Consider the following 16,429-nt stretch of genomic DNA (forward strand, 5'->3'; position numbering starts at 1 on the left):
ATGGCTGAAGCCGAAAAAACTGTCCGTACGCTGACTGGCCGTGTTGTCAGCGACAAGATGGACAAAACCATCACCGTTCTGATCGAGCGTCGCGTAAAGCACCCGATCTACGGTAAATACGTTAAGCGTTCGACTAAGCTGCACGCGCACGACGAAACCAATCAGTGCCACATCGGCGACAAAGTCACTATTCGTGAAACTCGTCCGATGGCCAAGACCAAGTCTTGGGCGCTGGTTGATGTTCTCGAACGCGCTGTGGAAGTCTAAGGGCTAGGGGTCGGAGAAATTATATGATTCAGACTCAATCCATGCTCGATGTGGCCGATAACAGCGGCGCTCGCCGTGTTATGTGCATCAAGGTGCTGGGTGGCTCCCATCGTCGTTACGCTGGTATCGGTGACATCATCAAAGTTACCGTCAAGGAAGCAATTCCTCGCGGTAAAGTGAAAAAAGGCCAAGTGATGACTGCTGTTGTAGTCCGCACTCGTCACGGCGTACGTCGTGCTGATGGCTCCATTATCCGCTTTGATGGCAACGCTGCTGTTCTTCTGAACAACAAGCAAGAGCCGATCGGCACCCGTATCTTTGGGCCAGTGACCCGTGAACTTCGTACTGAGAAGTTCATGAAGATCGTCTCGCTCGCCCCAGAAGTGCTGTAAGGAGATCCGACATGCAAAAGATTCGTCGTGACGACGAGATCATCGTGATCGCCGGCAAAGACAAAGGTAAGCGCGGTAAGGTGCTGAAGGTTCTTGCTGACAACCGTCTGGTTGTTGGTGGTCTGAACCTGGTCAAGCGTCATACCAAGCCTAACCCGATGTCGGGCGTACAGGGCGGTATCGTCGAGAAAGAAGCGCCACTGCACGCTTCCAACGTCGCCATCTTCAACGGCGAAACCAACAAGGCTGACCGCGTTGGTTTCAAAGTAGAAGACGGTAAGAAAATTCGTGTCTTCAAGTCGACCCAAAAAGCGGTTGATGCTTGAACACTGCTAGGTAGAAGACCATGGCACGACTAAAAGAGATTTACCGGAAGGAAATCGCTCCGAAACTTAAGGAAGAACTTAAGCTTTCGAACGTGATGGAAGTTCCGCGCGTTACCAAAATCACCCTGAACATGGGTCTGGGCGAAGCGATCGGCGACAAAAAAGTCATCGAGCACGCTGTTGCTGACCTGGAAAAGATCACCGGCCAGAAAGTCGTTGTGACCTACGCTCGTAAATCCATCGCTGGCTTCAAAGTCCGCGAAGGATGGCCGATCGGCGTCAAAGTGACCCTGCGCCGTGAGCGTATGTACGAGTTCCTGGATCGTCTGCTGTCGATCTCCCTGCCTCGGGTTCGCGACTTCCGCGGCCTGAATGCCAAGTCCTTCGATGGTCGTGGCAACTACAGCATGGGCGTGAAAGAGCAGATCATCTTCCCGGAAATCGACTACGACAAGATCGATGCTCTCCGCGGTCTGGACATTACCCTGACCACCACTGCCAAGAACGATGATGAAGGCCGCGCTCTGCTGCGTGCTTTCAAATTCCCGTTCCGCAACTGATTGGAGTAGGAAAATGGCCAAGAAGAGCATGAAGAACCGTGAGCTGAAGCGTCAGCTCACCGTTGCCAAGTACGCCACCAAGCGTGCAGCGCTGAAAGCTATCATCGTCGATCTGAACGCAAGTCCAGAAGCGCGTTGGGAAGCTACCGTAGCTCTGCAGAAGCAACCACGTGACGCTAGCGCTTCGCGCATGCGTAACCGTTGCCGCCTGACTGGTCGTCCGCACGGCGTGTACCGCAAGTTCGGCCTCGGCCGTAACATGCTGCGTCAAGCTGCAATGCGTGGTGACGTACCAGGTCTGGTTAAAGCCAGCTGGTAACAGTTGTCAAAGTCTCGATGTTCGGGTTCGCAAGAACCAGACCATCGGTGGCCTTGAATCTGAATCAAGCCCCTTTTGGGGCTTGATTCATTTCTGGGGTGTGTCTAGAATGACCGGCTCGCCTGAGCCCGTGTTTTTCTGCCCGGAAGTTCTCGGCGACAAGTAGTAGCCGCAAGGCTAATTTTTTTGTATTAGGAGCGTCTAGCCCATGAGTATGCAGGACCCGTTAGCGGACATGCTAACTCGAATCCGTAATGCCCAGATGGCTGAAAAGTCTGTCGTAAGCATGCCGTCTTCCACGTTGAAGGCTGCTGTAGCAAAAGTCCTGAAGGACGAAGGTTACATCGCGGATTTTCAGATCACCACCGACGCCAAGCCGTCGCTGTCCATCTCGCTGAAGTACTTCGAAGGCCGTCCGGTTATCGAAGAAGTGAAGCGCGTTAGTCGTCCAGGCCTGCGTCAGTACAAGTCCGTTGAAGATCTGCCGAAAGTTCGTGGCGGTCTTGGCGTGTCTATCGTCTCCACCAACAAAGGTGTGATGACGGATCGTGCTGCGCGCGCTGCCGGTGTCGGCGGCGAAGTTCTTTGCACTGTGTTCTAAGGGGGGATAAGCATGTCTCGCGTCGCTAAGAACCCCGTTAAGCTGCCAGCCGGTGTCGAAGTCAAATTCGCAGGCCAACAGCTTTCGGTGAAGGGTGCCAAGGGCACTCTTGAACTGAACATCCATTCGTCCGTTGAGATCGTTGAAGAAGCTGGTGAGCTGCGTTTCGCTGCTCGCAATGGCGATCAACAAACTCGCGCAATGGCCGGTACCACGCGTGCGTTGGTAAACAACATGGTCCAGGGCGTAAGCCAAGGCTTCGAGCGCAAGCTCCAGCTGGTCGGTGTTGGTTACAAAGCGCAAGCAAAAGGTCAGGTTCTGAACCTGGCTCTTGGCTTCTCGCACCCAGTGGATTACGAACTGCCGCAAGGCATCACCGCTGAGACTCCTAGCCAGACCGATATCCTGATCAAGGGCATCGACAAGCAGCTGGTAGGTCAAGTGGCCGCCGAGATCCGCGACTTCCGTCCACCAGAGCCGTACAAAGGCAAAGGTGTGCGCTACGCGGACGAAGTCGTCCGTCGTAAAGAAGCCAAGAAGAAGTAGGGCATAGCAAATGACCGACAAAAAAGTTACTCGACTGCGTCGCGCTCGCAAAGCACGCCTGAAAATGCACGAACTCGAAGTCGTGCGTCTCTGCGTGTTCCGCTCGTCGCAGCACATCTACGCCCAGGTCATCTCGGCCGACGGCAACAAAGTCCTGGCAAGTGCCTCGACTTTGGATAAAGAACTGCGTGATGGTGCCACTGGCAACATCGACGCGGCCACAAAGGTTGGCCAGCTGGTCGCTACGCGTGCTAAGGCCGCTGGCGTATCGCAAGTGGCTTTCGACCGCTCTGGCTTCAAGTATCACGGCCGCGTTAAAGCGCTGGCTGATGCTGCTCGTGAAGCTGGGCTGGAGTTCTAAGTTATGTCAAATAACGACCAAAAGCGCGACGAAGGCTACATCGAGAAGCTGGTTCAAGTTAACCGCGTAGCCAAAACCGTTAAAGGCGGCCGTATCTTCACTTTCACCGCGTTGACCGTGGTTGGTGATGGTAAAGGGCGTGTTGGCTTCGGCCGTGGCAAGTCGCGTGAAGTGCCTGCTGCGATCCAGAAGGCAATGGAAGCTGCTCGCCGCAACATGATTCAAGTTGACCTGAACGGCACCACTCTGCAGTACGCAATGAAGTCCGCTCACGGCGCTTCGAAGGTGTACATGCAGCCTGCTTCTGAAGGTACCGGTATCATCGCTGGCGGCGCTATGCGTGCTGTCCTCGAAGTTGCTGGCGTTCAGAACGTTCTGGCCAAGTGCTACGGCTCGACTAACCCGGTAAACGTGGTTCACGCCACTTTCAAGGGTCTGAAGGCTATGCAGTCTCCTGAGTCCATCGCTGCCAAGCGTGGCCTGCGTGTTGAGGAGATCAAGTAATCATGGCTACCGTTAAAGTTACGCTGATCAAAAGCATGACCGGCCGCATCCCTAACCACAAACTGTGCGTTAAGGGTCTGGGTCTGCGTCGCATCGGTCACACTGTAGAAGTCCAGGATACTCCCGAGAATCGCGGGATGATCAACAAGGCTTACTACATGCTGCGTGTCGAGGGTTAATCGATGAAACTCAATGATCTGAGTCCAGCGCCGGGTTCCCGTCGCGAAAAGCATCGTCCGGGCCGTGGTATCGGTAGTGGTTTGGGCAAGACTGGTGGCCGTGGTCACAAAGGTCAGACCTCCCGCTCCGGTGGCACCATCGCTCCAGGCTTTGAAGGCGGTCAACAGCCGCTGCATCGTCGCCTGCCCAAGTTCGGTTTCGTTTCCCTGAAAGCCATGGATCGCGCAGAAGTGCGTTTGTCCGAGCTGGCCAAAGTGGAAGGCGACATCGTTACTGTGCAGTCCCTGAAAGATGCCAACGTGATCAACGTCAACGTACAGCGTGTGAAAATCATGCTGTCCGGTGAAGTGACTCGCGCTGTCACTATCGGCAAGGGAATCGGCGCCACCAAAGGTGCGCGTGCGGCTATCGAAGCAGCTGGCGGCAAGTTCGAGGAATAAATGGCTAAGCAAGGTGCTCTCTCTGCGCTCGGCAAAGGCGGTATGTCTGAACTCTGGGCTCGTCTGCGTTTTCTGTTCCTGGCGATTATCGTCTACCGAATAGGCGCACACATCCCGGTTCCAGGTATCAACCCGGACCGACTCGCAGACCTGTTTCGACAGAATGAGGGGACCATTCTTAGCTTGTTCAACATGTTCTCCGGCGGCGCGCTGGAACGGATGAGCATCTTTGCACTGGGGATCATGCCGTACATTTCGGCATCGATCATCATGCAATTGATGACCGCCGTCAGCCCGCAGCTGGAGCAGTTGAAGAAGGAAGGTGAAGCTGGCCGTCGCAAGATTAGCCAGTACACCCGCTACCTCACCGTCGCTCTCGCTCTGGTCCAGGCTATTGGCATGTCCATTGGTCTGGCCGGGCAGGGCGTCGCGTTCACTGGTGACTTTGGCTTCCATTTCGTCGCGGTAACCACATTTGTGGCTGGTGCGATGTTCATGATGTGGCTGGGTGAGCAGATTACTGAGCGTGGTGTTGGCAACGGTATCTCGATGTTGATTTTTTCGGGTATCGTCGCCGGTCTTCCGAGAGCAATCGGGCAGTCTTTCGAGTCTGCGCGTCAGGGTGATATCAACATCTTCGCCCTGGTTGCCATCGGTTTGCTGGCAGTAGCGATTATCGGTTTCGTGGTGTTCATTGAGCGTGGCCAGCGTCGTATCGCTGTTCACTACGCCAAGCGTCAGCAGGGCCGCAAGGTTTTTGCTGCGCAGACAAGCCACTTGCCGCTGAAGGTGAACATGGCCGGTGTTATTCCGGCTATTTTCGCGAGCAGCATCTTGCTGTTTCCGGCTTCGTTGGGTGCCTGGTTCGGTCAGTCTGAAGGTATGGGCTGGTTGCAGGACATCTCGCAGTCGATCGCTCCTGGTCAGCCGTTGAATATTCTGCTGTTTAGTGCAGGGATTATTTTCTTCTGCTTCTTCTATACGGCGTTGATGTTCAATCCGAAAGACGTAGCGGAAAACCTGAAGAAGTCCGGTGCCTTTATTCCGGGCATCCGTCCAGGTGAGCAGTCTGCGCGCTATATTGATGGCGTTCTGACCCGCTTGACCCTGTTCGGTGCTCTTTACATGACGGCCGTGTGCCTGTTGCCCCAATTCCTGGTGGTTGCAGCAAACGTTCCGTTCTACCTTGGCGGGACCTCGTTGCTGATCGTGGTCGTGGTTGTGATGGACTTCATGTCCCAAGTACAATCGCACCTCGTTTCGCACCAGTACGAATCCCTGATGAAGAAAGCCAACCTGAAGGGTTACGGCAGCGGCATGTTGCGCTGAGTACCCATAAGGTTCGAGGAGTTGGTGATGAAAGTTCGTGCATCGGTGAAAAAGCTGTGCCGTAACTGCAAGATTATTCGCCGCGAAGGTGTTGTTCGAGTAATTTGCAGCGCGGAACCGCGTCACAAACAGCGCCAAGGCTGAGTGTGATTGTGCTTCAAGCCCGGTAGCTAGTGCGCTACCGGGTTGATTATTTGTTATTACAGCGATATTATCTCGCGCCCTATTTCTTGGCTTCCGGGGCGTAGGTAGCTGTCAATTGGAGTCCCACTGAATGGCCCGTATTGCAGGCGTTAACATTCCAGATAACAAGCATACTGTTATCTCGCTGACCTACATCTATGGTGTTGGTCGCACTACTGCGCAGAAGATCTGTGCAGTGACTGGGGTAAACCCAGCAGCAAAGATCAAAGATCTGAGCGACGAGCAAATTGAACAGCTGCGTGGCGAAGTGGCGAAGTTCACCACTGAAGGTGACCTGCGTCGCGAAATCAACATGAAAATCAAGCGCTTGATGGACCTCGGTTGCTATCGCGGTCTGCGTCATCGTCGTGGTCTGCCAGTACGCGGTCAGCGTACCAAGACCAACGCGCGTACCCGTAAAGGTCCGCGTAAGCCGATCCGCAAGTAATCGCCCCAGCGAATCGACAGGAATTTAATCATGGCAAAACCTGCTGCTCGTCCTCGTAAAAAAGTTAAAAAGACAGTGGTTGATGGCATCGCCCACATCCATGCATCTTTTAACAACACCATCGTGACCATTACCGACCGTCAAGGTAACGCTCTTTCCTGGGCTACCTCCGGTGGTTCGGGTTTCCGCGGTTCCCGCAAGTCCACCCCGTTCGCTGCTCAAGTAGCTGCTGAGCGTGCTGGTCAAGCTGCGCTGGAATACGGCCTGAAAAACCTCGACGTCAACGTCAAGGGTCCAGGTCCAGGTCGTGAATCCGCAGTCCGCGCTTTGAACGGCTGTGGCTACAAGATCGCCAGCATCACCGACGTGACGCCAATCCCGCACAACGGGTGCCGTCCGCCGAAGAAGCGCCGCGTGTAATCCAGGAGATTGTAAAGAATGGCTCGTTACATTGGTCCAAAATGCAAACTCGCTCGTCGCGAAGGCACCGATCTCTTCCTGAAGAGCGGCGTGCGCGCGATCGAATCGAAGTGCAACATTGAAGCAGCACCTGGTATCCACGGCCAGCGCCGCGGTCGCCAGTCCGACTACGGCACCCAACTGCGTGAAAAGCAGAAGGTCCGTCGTATCTACGGCGTTCTCGAGCGTCAGTTCAGCGGCTACTACAAAGAAGCTGCTGGCAAGAAAGGTGCAACCGGTGAAAACCTGCTGCAACTGCTCGAATGCCGTCTGGACAACGTTGTATACCGTATGGGCTTTGGTTCGACTCGTGCCGAATCCCGTCAACTGGTATCGCACAAGTCGATCAGCGTAAACGGTCAGACCGTAAACGTTCCGTCGTATCAGGTTCGTGCTGGTGACGTGGTTGCAGTTCGCGAGAAAGCAAAAAACCAACTTCGCATTGTCCAAGCTCTCGATCTGTGTGCCCAACGTGGCCGCGTAGAATGGGTAGAAGTAGACACTGAGAAGAAGTCGGGCGTTTTCAAGAACGTTCCTGCTCGCAGTGATCTGTCCGCCGACATCAACGAAAGCCTGATTGTCGAGCTCTACTCCAAGTAAGGGCTAGAAAATAGGTGCATCCATGCAGATTTCGGTAAATGAGTTCCTGACACCCCGCCACATTGATGTGCAGGTTGTCAGTCCAACCCGCGCCAAGATCACTCTCGAGCCTCTCGAGCGTGGTTTTGGCCACACCCTGGGCAACGCGCTGCGCCGCATCCTGTTGTCCTCAATGCCCGGCTGCGCAGTAGTCGAGGCCGAGATTGACGGTGTGCTCCACGAGTACAGCGCCATCGAAGGTGTACAGGAAGACGTAATTGAAATCCTGTTGAACCTTAAAGGTCTGGCCATCAAGCTGCACGGTCGTGACGAAGTTACGCTGACCTTGTCGAAGAAGGGTTCGGGGGTGGTTACCGCTGCCGATATTCAGCTGGATCATGATGTCGAGATCGTTAATCCCGATCACGTAATCGCTAACCTGGCGTCTAACGGCGCCCTGAACATGAAGCTCACCGTAGCTCGTGGTCGTGGTTATGAACCAGCCGACTCGCGTCAGAGCGATGAAGACGAAAGCCGCAGCATCGGTCGCTTGCAGCTTGACTCTTCGTTCAGCCCGGTTCGCCGTATCGCTTACGTGGTGGAAAACGCCCGTGTCGAACAGCGTACCAACCTGGACAAGCTGGTTATTGATCTGGAAACCAACGGTACCCTGGATCCTGAAGAGGCTATCCGTCGCGCTGCAACCATCCTGCAACAGCAGCTGGCTGCGTTCGTCGACCTCAAAGGTGAAAGTGAGCCGCTGGTTGTCGAGCAGGAAGACGAGATCGATCCGATCCTGCTTCGCCCGGTTGACGATCTGGAACTGACTGTACGTTCGGCTAACTGCCTTAAGGCGGAAAACATCTACTACATCGGCGACCTGATTCAGCGTACCGAAGTAGAGCTGTTGAAGACTCCGAACCTGGGCAAGAAATCCTTGACTGAAATCAAGGACGTTCTGGCCTCCCGCGGTCTGTCCCTCGGCATGCGCCTCGACAACTGGCCGCCTGCAAGTCTTAAGAAGGACGACAAGGCGACTGCCTGATCGTCGTAATCACCGAACGTAGTGTTTGGTAAGGAATGAACCATGCGTCATCGTAAAAGTGGTCGTCACCTGAGCCGCACCAGCTCGCACCGCAAGGCCATGTTCCAAAACATGGCGGTGTCGCTGTTCGAGCACGAGCTGATCAAAACTACTCTGCCAAAAGCCAAAGAACTGCGCCGCGTAGCCGAGCCGCTGATCACTCTGGCCAAGACAGACAGCCTGGCTAACCGCCGTCTGGCTTTCGACCGTACTCGTTCGAAAGCTATCGTTGGTAAGCTCTTCAACGACCTGGGCAAGCGTTACGCTACCCGTGAGGGTGGCTACCTGCGCATCCTCAAGTGCGGTTTCCGCGCTGGCGACAACGCGCCTATGGCGTATGTCGAGTTGGTTGATCGTGCTACTGCTGGCGAAGCTGTATCCGCCGAGTAAGACGTCAGTCTGAAACAAAGAACCGGGCCTAGTGCCCGGTTTTTTGTGCCTGTAAGAAATGCGTCGTCCGTACAAGTTTCTGACATGGTTGAACTGCCACTATGTGCCGGGAAAACATAATTAGTAATTATCTATCGATGCCTGCAAGTTAATGAATTTGTAGCTGTAACGTCGATGATCAATACTTCCCGCCAAGCCCATTAGCCGGCAGTTCAAGACTGACAGAGGAAGAAGACCGCATGAGCCAGACCAAGATGCTTACAACCGCCAGTGGCGCGCCAGTCGCTGACAACCAGAATTCCCGTTCCGCCGGCCCACGCGGTCCGCTGCTTCTCGACGATTTCCATCTGATCGAAAAACTCGCGCACTTCAACCGTGAAAACATTCCTGAGCGCCGTGTCCACGCTAAAGGCTCGGGCGCCTACGGCACGTTCACCGTTACCCGTGACATCACTGAATACACCAGTGCAAAGTTGTTCGAGTCGGTAGGCAAACAAACGCCAACCTTTCTGCGCTTTTCCACCGTAGGTGGCGAGCGTGGTTCGGCCGACACTGAGCGCGATCCGCGCGGCTTTGCCTTGAAGTTCTACACCGAGGAAGGCAATTGGGACATCGTTGGCAACAACACGCCAGTGTTCTTCATCCGCGATCCGCTGAAATTTCCTGACTTTATTCACACGCAAAAGCGTCTGCCGCAAAGCAACCTGAAAAGCGCGCAGATGATGTGGGATTTCTGGTCGCATTCGCCTGAAGCGCTGCACCAGGTCACCATCCTGTTTTCTGATCGTGGCATCCCTGACGGCTATCGCCATATGCACGGCTTCGGCAGTCACACTTACAGCCTGATCAACGCCAAAGGCGAGCGTCACTGGGTCAAGTGGCACTACAAGACCCAGCAAGGCATCAAGAACCTGGCGCCCGCCGACGCCGCCCGTTTGGCCGGTACCGATCCGGACTACGCGCAGCGTGACCTGTTCGAGGCCATCGAGCGCGGTGAATTCCCGAAATGGCGCGTGTGCATTCAGATCATGACCGAAGCGCAGGCGGCGGCTCATTACGAGAACCCATTCGACGTGACCAAGACTTGGTCGCAGAAGGAGTTTCCGCTGATCGAAGTCGGTGAGCTGGAGTTGAATCGCAACCCGCTGAACTACTTCGCTGAAGTTGAACAGGCTGCGTTTGGCCCGAGCAACATGGTGCCAGGTGTCGGTCTGTCGCCAGACCGCATGCTGCAAGGCCGTGTATTCGCCTACGCTGACGCGCACCGTTACCGTGTAGGCACCAATCACCAGCAATTGCCGGTGAACGCTCCGCGCAGTCCGGTGAATACTTATCAGCGTGACGGCTCCATGGCGTTCGGCAGCAATGGCGGCGCGGCGCCGAACTATGAACCGAACAGCTACGTTGAGTCGCCGAAGCAAGCGCCGCATTACGCGGAGCCAGCGCTGGCCTTGAGCGGTGCCGCTGATCGTTATGATCACCGCGAAGACACCGACTACTACAGCCATGCCGGTGCCTTGTTCCGCTTGATGAGCGACGAGCAGAAAGCATTGCTGGTCAGCAACATTGCCGGTGCGATGGCGGGTGTTTCCAGCGACGTCGTCGATCGTCAGTTGCAGCATTTCTACAAAGCCGATCCGGCGTATGGAGAAGCAATCGCAAAGCTGCTCAACTGACAGCTTAACGTAGTCTAAACGAGAAGCAGAACCGCCCTCATTTGGGCGGTTTTTGCGTTTTTTGGCCCGTTTTTCTCAGAATATCTTCGCTTTTATTGCGCGTGGTGAGTGACCTTCCGGTCAGGTTGGTTCAAACTACAGGCTTTCAGGAAGGGAGATGTAGGGCGATGCAAGGCCACCCAGATGTAATCGATTACCTCAATACGTTGCTGACCGGCGAGCTGGCCGCGCGTGACCAATATTTCGTTCATTCGCGGATGTATGAGGACTGGGGGTTCACCAAGCTCTACGAGCGCATCAACCACGAGATGGAAGAAGAAGCCGGCCACGCCGATGCGTTGATGCGGCGGATTCTGATGCTCGAAGGCACGCCGCGCATGCGTCCGGACGATCTGGATGTCGGCACCACGGTGCCTACGATGCTCGAAGCGGATCTGCGCCTCGAATACAAAGTCCGCGCTGCGCTGTGCAAAGGCATCGAACTTTGCGAGCAACACAAGGACTATGTCAGCCGCGAAATTCTGCGGGTTCAGCTCAACGACACCGAAGAAGATCACACCTACTGGCTGGAAAAGCAGCTGGGCCTGATCAAGCTGATCGGTCTCGAGAACTACCTGCAATCCCACGCGTCCTGATTGCTCCAGCTACAAAAAAGCCCCTGGCACCTTAACGGTGCCAGGGGCTTTTTCATGCCTGGCAGTTAAGCCCGGTCACGGATCAGCAGTGGCTTGAGGTAATGGCCGGTGTGAGATTGCTTCATCTCGGCAACTTCCTCCGGCGTACCGGTGGCAATGATCTGACCGCCCTTGGAACCGCCTTCAGGACCGAGGTCCACCAGCCAGTCAGCGGTCTTGATCACATCGAGGTTGTGCTCGATGACCACCACAGTGTTGCCGTGGTCGCGCAGGCGATGCAGGACGTCGAGCAATTGCTGAATATCGGCGAAGTGCAAGCCGGTGGTTGGCTCATCGAGGATATACAGGGTTTTGCCCGTATCGCGCTTGGACAGCTCGCGCGACAACTTGACCCGCTGTGCTTCACCGCCGGACAGGGTCGTCGCCGACTGCCCGAGCTTGATGTAGGACAGGCCGACATCCATAAGCGTTTGCAGCTTGCGCGCCAGTGCCGGCACCGCATCGAAGAACTCCCGAGCTTCCTCGATGGTCATTTCGAGGGTCTCGTGGATGCTCTTGCCCTTGTATTTGATCTCAAGGGTTTCGCGGTTGTAGCGCTTGCTCTTGCACACATCGCAGGGCACGTAGATGTCCGGCAGGAAGTGCATTTCCACCTTGATCAGGCCATCACCCTGGCACGCTTCGCAGCGACCGCCCTTGACGTTGAACGAGAAACGCCCCGGGCCGTAACCCCGCGAGCGCGACTCGGGCACGCCGGCAAACAGTTCGCGGATCGGCGTGAACAACCCGGTGTAGGTCGCCGGGTTGGAACGCGGCGTACGGCCAATCGGGCTCTGGTCGATATCGACGACTTTATCGAGATGTTCCAGACCTTTGATGCTGTCATGCGCGGCCGCTTCCAGCGTGGTCGCGCCATTGAGCGCCGTGGCGCTGAGCGGGAACAGCGTGTTGTTGATCAGTGTCGATTTACCCGAACCGGATACGCCAGTCACGCAAGTCAGCAGACCGATCGGGATGTCCAGATCGACATTGCGCAGATTGTTGCCACGCGCACCTTTGAGCGACAGATTCAGCTTCTTGTTGCGCGGCGTGCGTTTGGCCGGCACTTCGATCTTCACCCGGCCGGACAGGTATTTGCCGGTCAGCGAATCCGGGTGCGCCATGACTTCATCCGGCGTGCCTTCGGCAACGATCCGCCCGCCGTGCACACCTGCGCCAGGACCGATATCGACGACATAGTCAGCCAGACGAATCGCGTCTTCATCATGCTCGACCACGATTACCGTGTTGCCGATATCGCGCAAATGCTTGAGCGTACCGAGCAGCCGATCGTTGTCGCGCTGATGCAGACCAATGGACGGTTCATCGAGGATATAAAGAACGCCGACCAGACCGGCGCCAATCTGGCTGGCCAGACGAATCCGTTGCGCCTCGCCACCGGACAATGTGTCGGCACTGCGATCCAGCGACAGATAGTCGAGGCCGACGTTGACCAGAAATTGCAGACGCTCGCGGATTTCCTTGAGGATCTTGTCGGCGATCTCGCCACGCCGACCGGTCATCTTCAGCGCGCCGAAATATTCACAGGCATCGCCGATCGGCAGATTGGTCACTGCCGGCAGGGTTTTCTCACCGACCCAGACGTGCCGCGCTTCACGGCGCAGACGCGTGCCACGGCAATCCGGGCAGGCCTGATGGCTGAGGAACTTGGCCAGCTCTTCGCGCACGCTCGCCGATTCGGTTTCGCGATAGCGACGCTCAAGATTCGGCACGATGCCCTCGAAAGGGTGCGAGCGTTTGACGATGTCGCCACGGTCGTTCAGGTATTTGAAGTCGACGTTCTGCGAGCCGCTGCCGTGCAGGATGAACTTCTGCTGCTCGGCGCTCAGCTCGTTGAAGGGCTTGTCCAGGCTGAACTTGTAGTGCGAGGCGAGTGAGCCGAGCATCTGGAAGTAATAGACGTTGCGCCTGTCCCAGCCGCGTATTGCACCTTCGGCCAGGGTCAGCTCGCCATTGACCAGACGCTTGATGTCGAAGAACTGCTTCACACCCAGGCCGTCACAGGTCGGGCAGGCGCCGGCCGGGTTGTTGAAGGAAAACAGCTTGGGTTCCAGTTCGCTGATCGCATGGCCGCAGATCGGGCAGGCGAAGCGTGCGGAGAAGATCATTTCTTCGCCCGGCTCGTCGTCCATCGGCGCGACCAGGGCAATGCCGTCGGCCAGCTTCAGCGCGGTTTCGAAGGATTCGGCCAGACGTTGCTGCAGATCGGCGCGGACCTTGAAGCGATCGACGATCACATCGATCGAATGCTTCTTCTGTTTATCCAGCTTCGGCAGCTCATCGAGCTCGCAAATGCGTCCGTTGACCCGGGCGCGGACGAAACCTTGCGCACGCAATTCTTCGAAGACCGACAGGTGTTCGCCCTTGCGCTCGCGGATCACCGGCGCCAGCAGCATCAGTTTGCTGCCTTCCGGCTGCGCCAGCACCAGATCGACCATCTGGCTGACGGTCTGCGCCTCCAGTGGAATGTCGTGATCCGGGCAACGCGGCGTACCGACGCGGGCGTAGAGCAAGCGCAGGTAGTCGTAGATTTCGGTGATGGTGCCGACCGTGGAACGCGGGTTGTGCGAGGTCGACTTCTGTTCGATGGAGATCGCCGGCGAGAGGCCTTCGATGGTGTCGACGTCGGGTTTTTCCATCATCGACAGGAATTGCCGGGCATAGGCCGACAGCGATTCGACATAGCGGCGCTGCCCTTCGGCATACAGCGTGTCGAACGCCAGCGACGACTTGCCGGATCCGGACAGGCCGGTGATGACGATCAGTTTGTCCCGTGGCAGGGTCAGGTCGATGTTCTTCAGGTTGTGGGTACGGGCCCCACGTATCAGGATCTTGTCCAAAGTGGCCTCGCTTGGCGGGCGTCGAAAACGTAGGAGTATACGGGCAAATACTGGATGGATGCACACTATCAAACGAAGGGCGTTTTGCCGTTCATGAAGAGAGTTTCATCTATACGCGTCATAGCGTCGCGATATACCCCGTCTTCCGATGGGACTGGTAGAATCGCCGCCGGTTCACACGAGGTTTTTCCATGCACGATCCCCACAGCGAACGCATGAGTGGCAGCGAGACCCGCGCGGCGAGCGGTCTGGCCCTGGTGTTCGCCTTCCGTATGCTTGGCATGTTCATGGTGTTGCCGGTGCTGGCGACCTATGGCATGGATCTGGCGGGAGCGACCCCGGCCCTGATCGGGCTGGCGATTGGCGCTTACGGTCTGACCCAGGCAATTTTCCAGATTCCGTTCGGGATCATTTCCGACCGCATCGGTCGCCGGCCGGTGATCTACCTCGGCCTGATCGTCTTCGCTCTCGGCAGTGTTCTGGCTTCCCAGGCCGATTCAATCTGGGGTGTGATCGCCGGGCGGATCCTGCAAGGCGCCGGGGCGATTTCCGCAGCGGTGATGGCGCTGCTTTCCGACCTGACCCGCGAGCAGCATCGGACCAAAGCCATGGCGATGATCGGCATGACCATCGGCCTGTCGTTCGCCGTGGCCATGGTGGTCGGGCCGTTATTGACCAGTGCGTTCGGGCTGTCCGGGCTGTTCCTCGCCACTGGCGCCATGGCGCTGGTCGGCATCCTGATCATCATGTTCATGGTGCCGCAATCCACCGGGCCGTTGCAGCACCGGGAATCCGGCGTGGCCCGGCAGGCGCTGATGCCGACTCTCAAGCACCCGGACCTGCTGCGCCTGGATCTGGGCATCTTTGTGTTACATGCCATGTTGATGTCGAGCTTCGTCGCCCTGCCGCTGGCACTGGTGGAAAAAGCCGGTCTGCCCAAGGAACAGCACTGGTGGGTCTACCTCACCGCGTTGCTGATTTCGTTCTTCGCCATGATCCCATTCATTATCTACGGCGAGAAGAAACGCAAAATGAAACGAGTTTTGCTCGGCGCCGTCATGACATTGATGCTGACTGAACTATTCTTCTGGCAGTTCGGCGACAGCCTGCGCGCTCTGGTGATCGGTACGGTGGTGTTTTTCACCGCGTTCAATCTGCTCGAGGCATCGTTGCCGTCGCTGATCAGCAAGGTTTCACCGGCAGGCGGCAAGGGCACGGCCATGGGCGTGTACTCCACCAGCCAGTTCCTCGGTTCGGCACTCGGCGGGATACTCGGCGGCTGGTTGTTCCAGCATGGCGGTCTGTCGGTTGTGTTCCTCGGATGCGCCGCGCTGGCTGCACTTTGGCTGGCCTTTGCTGTTACCATGCGCGAACCTCCCTACGTGACGAGCCTGCGCTTGCCGTTGTCGCCCGAAGCGATCCGCGAAGCGGGTCTGGTCGAGCGCCTCAAGGCCCTGGTAGGGGTAACAGATGCAGTGATAGTCGCCGAAGAGGCGGCTGTTTACATCAAACTGGACAAAGAATTAGTGGATCGCAGCACCCTCGAACGCCTGGTCAACAACCCGGCCGGGGCTGCGTGCGACGCTTAGGAGAACGTTATGGCCCGTGGGGTTAACAAAGTCATATTGGTCGGCACTTGCGGCCAGGATCCCGAAGTTCGCTACCTGCCTAACGGTAATGCCGTGACCAACCTGAGTCTGGCCACCAGCGAACAATGGACCGACAAGCAGACCGGTCAGAAGGTCGAGAAGACCGAGTGGCATCGTGTGTCGATGTTCGGCAAGGTGGCCGAGATTGCCGGTGAATACCTGCGCAAGGGGTCGCAGGTCTACATCGAAGGCAAGTTGCAGACCCGCGAGTGGGAAAAGGACGGCATCAAGCGTTACACCACTGAAATCGTGGTCGACATGCAAGGCACCATGCAACTGCTCGGCGGCCGTCCACAACAGGGCGACCAGCAAGGCGGTGGCAACAACTACCAGCAGCAGGCGCCACGTCAGCAGGCTCCACGCCCGCAGCAGTCGGCTCCACAGCAGCGTTCGGCTCCGGCGCCTCAGCAGGCCGCGCCGCAACCGGCTCCGGATTTCGACAGCTTCGATGACGATATTCCGTTCTGAAACTGATCGCTTCCAGACAAAGCCCTCGCAATTGCGAGGGCTTTGTCGTTTTGCAGGGGCATGGATGAAAAGAATGCCCGGCAACTGACCAATGAGTCGGGTTGGACATCCGGAAAGTTTTTTGCACGGAGGC

Annotated in this window: 23 protein-coding genes; 22 read left to right on the plus strand and 1 reads right to left on the minus strand. The window is 56.7% G+C overall.

Annotation, left to right across the window (positions count from 1 at the left end; translation table 11 throughout):
• The 20 genes from rpsQ (at position 1) to bfr (ending at position 11,279) form a co-directional block, all read left to right on the plus strand.
• Positions 1-267, plus strand: a complete 267-nt coding sequence (rpsQ, locus tag AC0IXA_RS19325) for a 30S ribosomal protein S17 (protein ID WP_003194644.1) — start codon at positions 1-3, stop codon at positions 265-267.
• Between the two features lie 23 nt (positions 268-290).
• Positions 291-659 carry a 50S ribosomal protein L14 gene (gene rplN, locus AC0IXA_RS19330; protein WP_002555479.1) on the plus strand — a complete coding sequence of 123 codons (369 nt, stop codon included), beginning with the start codon at positions 291-293 and terminating at the stop codon, positions 657-659.
• A gap of 11 nt (positions 660-670) precedes the next feature.
• Positions 671-985, plus strand: coding sequence for a 50S ribosomal protein L24 (gene rplX / locus AC0IXA_RS19335; protein WP_003186046.1), 315 nt, complete (start codon positions 671-673; stop codon positions 983-985).
• 20 nt (positions 986-1,005) lie between these two features.
• Positions 1,006-1,545, plus strand: a complete 540-nt coding sequence (gene rplE / locus AC0IXA_RS19340; protein ID WP_003210069.1) for a 50S ribosomal protein L5 — start codon at positions 1,006-1,008, stop codon at positions 1,543-1,545.
• 13 nt (positions 1,546-1,558) lie between these two features.
• Positions 1,559-1,864 carry a 30S ribosomal protein S14 gene (gene rpsN, locus AC0IXA_RS19345; RefSeq protein ID WP_003186042.1) on the plus strand — a complete coding sequence of 102 codons (306 nt, stop codon included), beginning with the start codon at positions 1,559-1,561 and terminating at the stop codon, positions 1,862-1,864.
• Positions 1,865-2,072: 208 nt separating this feature from the next.
• Complete coding sequence (rpsH, locus tag AC0IXA_RS19350; RefSeq protein WP_016772944.1) at positions 2,073-2,465, plus strand: 30S ribosomal protein S8; 393 nt, start codon at positions 2,073-2,075, stop codon at positions 2,463-2,465.
• Between the two features lie 12 nt (positions 2,466-2,477).
• Positions 2,478-3,011: a 50S ribosomal protein L6 gene (rplF, locus tag AC0IXA_RS19355; RefSeq protein ID WP_007966176.1), complete on the plus strand. Its 534-nt coding sequence runs from the start codon at positions 2,478-2,480 to the stop codon at positions 3,009-3,011.
• A gap of 10 nt (positions 3,012-3,021) precedes the next feature.
• Positions 3,022-3,372 (plus strand): 50S ribosomal protein L18, encoded by a 351-nt coding sequence (gene rplR, locus AC0IXA_RS19360; protein ID WP_003186037.1) that lies wholly within the window; start codon positions 3,022-3,024, stop codon positions 3,370-3,372.
• 3 nt (positions 3,373-3,375) lie between these two features.
• On the plus strand, positions 3,376-3,876 hold the full coding sequence (gene rpsE / locus AC0IXA_RS19365) for a 30S ribosomal protein S5 (protein ID WP_007955637.1): 501 nt from the start codon (positions 3,376-3,378) through the stop codon (positions 3,874-3,876).
• 2 nt (positions 3,877-3,878) lie between these two features.
• Positions 3,879-4,055, plus strand: a complete 177-nt coding sequence (gene rpmD, locus AC0IXA_RS19370; protein WP_003176408.1) for a 50S ribosomal protein L30 — start codon at positions 3,879-3,881, stop codon at positions 4,053-4,055.
• 3 nt (positions 4,056-4,058) lie between these two features.
• Complete coding sequence (rplO, locus tag AC0IXA_RS19375) at positions 4,059-4,496, plus strand: 50S ribosomal protein L15 (RefSeq protein WP_003228720.1); 438 nt, start codon at positions 4,059-4,061, stop codon at positions 4,494-4,496.
• On the plus strand, positions 4,497-5,825 hold the full coding sequence (gene secY / locus AC0IXA_RS19380) for a preprotein translocase subunit SecY (protein WP_016772945.1): 1,329 nt from the start codon (positions 4,497-4,499) through the stop codon (positions 5,823-5,825).
• Between the two features lie 27 nt (positions 5,826-5,852).
• Positions 5,853-5,969, plus strand: a complete 117-nt coding sequence (gene rpmJ / locus AC0IXA_RS19385; RefSeq protein WP_002555468.1) for a 50S ribosomal protein L36 — start codon at positions 5,853-5,855, stop codon at positions 5,967-5,969.
• 130 nt (positions 5,970-6,099) lie between these two features.
• Positions 6,100-6,456, plus strand: coding sequence for a 30S ribosomal protein S13 (gene rpsM, locus AC0IXA_RS19390; RefSeq protein WP_003186020.1), 357 nt, complete (start codon positions 6,100-6,102; stop codon positions 6,454-6,456).
• Between the two features lie 30 nt (positions 6,457-6,486).
• Entirely contained in the window at positions 6,487-6,876 is a 390-nt protein-coding gene (gene rpsK, locus AC0IXA_RS19395) for a 30S ribosomal protein S11 (RefSeq protein WP_002555466.1), read from the plus strand.
• Between the two features lie 18 nt (positions 6,877-6,894).
• Positions 6,895-7,515 carry a 30S ribosomal protein S4 gene (gene rpsD / locus AC0IXA_RS19400; protein WP_003176404.1) on the plus strand — a complete coding sequence of 207 codons (621 nt, stop codon included), beginning with the start codon at positions 6,895-6,897 and terminating at the stop codon, positions 7,513-7,515.
• A 22-nt stretch (positions 7,516-7,537) separates the two neighbouring features.
• On the plus strand, positions 7,538-8,539 hold the full coding sequence (locus AC0IXA_RS19405; protein WP_016772946.1) for a DNA-directed RNA polymerase subunit alpha: 1,002 nt from the start codon (positions 7,538-7,540) through the stop codon (positions 8,537-8,539).
• A gap of 42 nt (positions 8,540-8,581) precedes the next feature.
• Positions 8,582-8,968, plus strand: coding sequence for a 50S ribosomal protein L17 (gene rplQ, locus AC0IXA_RS19410; RefSeq protein WP_003176402.1), 387 nt, complete (start codon positions 8,582-8,584; stop codon positions 8,966-8,968).
• Positions 8,969-9,207: 239 nt separating this feature from the next.
• Positions 9,208-10,644, plus strand: coding sequence for a catalase (locus tag AC0IXA_RS19415; protein WP_341639290.1), 1,437 nt, complete (start codon positions 9,208-9,210; stop codon positions 10,642-10,644).
• A gap of 167 nt (positions 10,645-10,811) precedes the next feature.
• Positions 10,812-11,279, plus strand: coding sequence for a bacterioferritin (gene bfr / locus AC0IXA_RS19420; RefSeq protein ID WP_016772947.1), 468 nt, complete (start codon positions 10,812-10,814; stop codon positions 11,277-11,279).
• A 65-nt stretch (positions 11,280-11,344) separates the two neighbouring features.
• On the opposite strand, the gene uvrA is transcribed toward bfr, so the two are convergent.
• Positions 11,345-14,179 (minus strand): excinuclease ABC subunit UvrA, encoded by a 2,835-nt coding sequence (gene uvrA / locus AC0IXA_RS19425; RefSeq protein WP_016772948.1) that lies wholly within the window; start codon positions 14,177-14,179, stop codon positions 11,345-11,347.
• 191 nt (positions 14,180-14,370) lie between these two features.
• On the opposite strand from uvrA, the gene AC0IXA_RS19430 reads away from it, so the two are divergent.
• Positions 14,371-15,768 carry an MFS transporter gene (locus AC0IXA_RS19430; protein ID WP_122747494.1) on the plus strand — a complete coding sequence of 466 codons (1,398 nt, stop codon included), beginning with the start codon at positions 14,371-14,373 and terminating at the stop codon, positions 15,766-15,768.
• Between the two features lie 9 nt (positions 15,769-15,777).
• Complete coding sequence (locus tag AC0IXA_RS19435) at positions 15,778-16,296, plus strand: single-stranded DNA-binding protein (protein ID WP_003228709.1); 519 nt, start codon at positions 15,778-15,780, stop codon at positions 16,294-16,296.
• Positions 16,297-16,429 lie beyond the last annotated feature (133 nt).

This window comes from Pseudomonas sp. AC083 (assembly GCF_979253165.1).

Bases quoted from the DNA above. Each gene is read 5' to 3' on its own strand.
- rpsQ (WP_003194644.1), top strand. From the start codon at position 1: ATGGCTGAAGCCGAAAAAACTGTCCGTACGCTGACTGGCCGTGTTGTC.
- rplN (WP_002555479.1), top strand. From the start codon at position 291: ATGATTCAGACTCAATCCATGCTCGATGTGGCCGATAACAGCGGCGCT.
- rplX (WP_003186046.1), top strand. From the start codon at position 671: ATGCAAAAGATTCGTCGTGACGACGAGATCATCGTGATCGCCGGCAAA.
- rplE (WP_003210069.1), top strand. From the start codon at position 1,006: ATGGCACGACTAAAAGAGATTTACCGGAAGGAAATCGCTCCGAAACTT.
- rpsN (WP_003186042.1), top strand. From the start codon at position 1,559: ATGGCCAAGAAGAGCATGAAGAACCGTGAGCTGAAGCGTCAGCTCACC.
- rpsH (WP_016772944.1), top strand. From the start codon at position 2,073: ATGAGTATGCAGGACCCGTTAGCGGACATGCTAACTCGAATCCGTAAT.
- rplF (WP_007966176.1), top strand. From the start codon at position 2,478: ATGTCTCGCGTCGCTAAGAACCCCGTTAAGCTGCCAGCCGGTGTCGAA.
- rplR (WP_003186037.1), top strand. From the start codon at position 3,022: ATGACCGACAAAAAAGTTACTCGACTGCGTCGCGCTCGCAAAGCACGC.
- rpsE (WP_007955637.1), top strand. From the start codon at position 3,376: ATGTCAAATAACGACCAAAAGCGCGACGAAGGCTACATCGAGAAGCTG.
- rpmD (WP_003176408.1), top strand. From the start codon at position 3,879: ATGGCTACCGTTAAAGTTACGCTGATCAAAAGCATGACCGGCCGCATC.
- rplO (WP_003228720.1), top strand. From the start codon at position 4,059: ATGAAACTCAATGATCTGAGTCCAGCGCCGGGTTCCCGTCGCGAAAAG.
- secY (WP_016772945.1), top strand. From the start codon at position 4,497: ATGGCTAAGCAAGGTGCTCTCTCTGCGCTCGGCAAAGGCGGTATGTCT.
- rpmJ (WP_002555468.1), top strand. From the start codon at position 5,853: ATGAAAGTTCGTGCATCGGTGAAAAAGCTGTGCCGTAACTGCAAGATT.
- rpsM (WP_003186020.1), top strand. From the start codon at position 6,100: ATGGCCCGTATTGCAGGCGTTAACATTCCAGATAACAAGCATACTGTT.
- rpsK (WP_002555466.1), top strand. From the start codon at position 6,487: ATGGCAAAACCTGCTGCTCGTCCTCGTAAAAAAGTTAAAAAGACAGTG.
- rpsD (WP_003176404.1), top strand. From the start codon at position 6,895: ATGGCTCGTTACATTGGTCCAAAATGCAAACTCGCTCGTCGCGAAGGC.
- AC0IXA_RS19405 (WP_016772946.1), top strand. From the start codon at position 7,538: ATGCAGATTTCGGTAAATGAGTTCCTGACACCCCGCCACATTGATGTG.
- rplQ (WP_003176402.1), top strand. From the start codon at position 8,582: ATGCGTCATCGTAAAAGTGGTCGTCACCTGAGCCGCACCAGCTCGCAC.
- AC0IXA_RS19415 (WP_341639290.1), top strand. From the start codon at position 9,208: ATGAGCCAGACCAAGATGCTTACAACCGCCAGTGGCGCGCCAGTCGCT.
- bfr (WP_016772947.1), top strand. From the start codon at position 10,812: ATGCAAGGCCACCCAGATGTAATCGATTACCTCAATACGTTGCTGACC.
- AC0IXA_RS19430 (WP_122747494.1), top strand. From the start codon at position 14,371: ATGCACGATCCCCACAGCGAACGCATGAGTGGCAGCGAGACCCGCGCG.
- AC0IXA_RS19435 (WP_003228709.1), top strand. From the start codon at position 15,778: ATGGCCCGTGGGGTTAACAAAGTCATATTGGTCGGCACTTGCGGCCAG.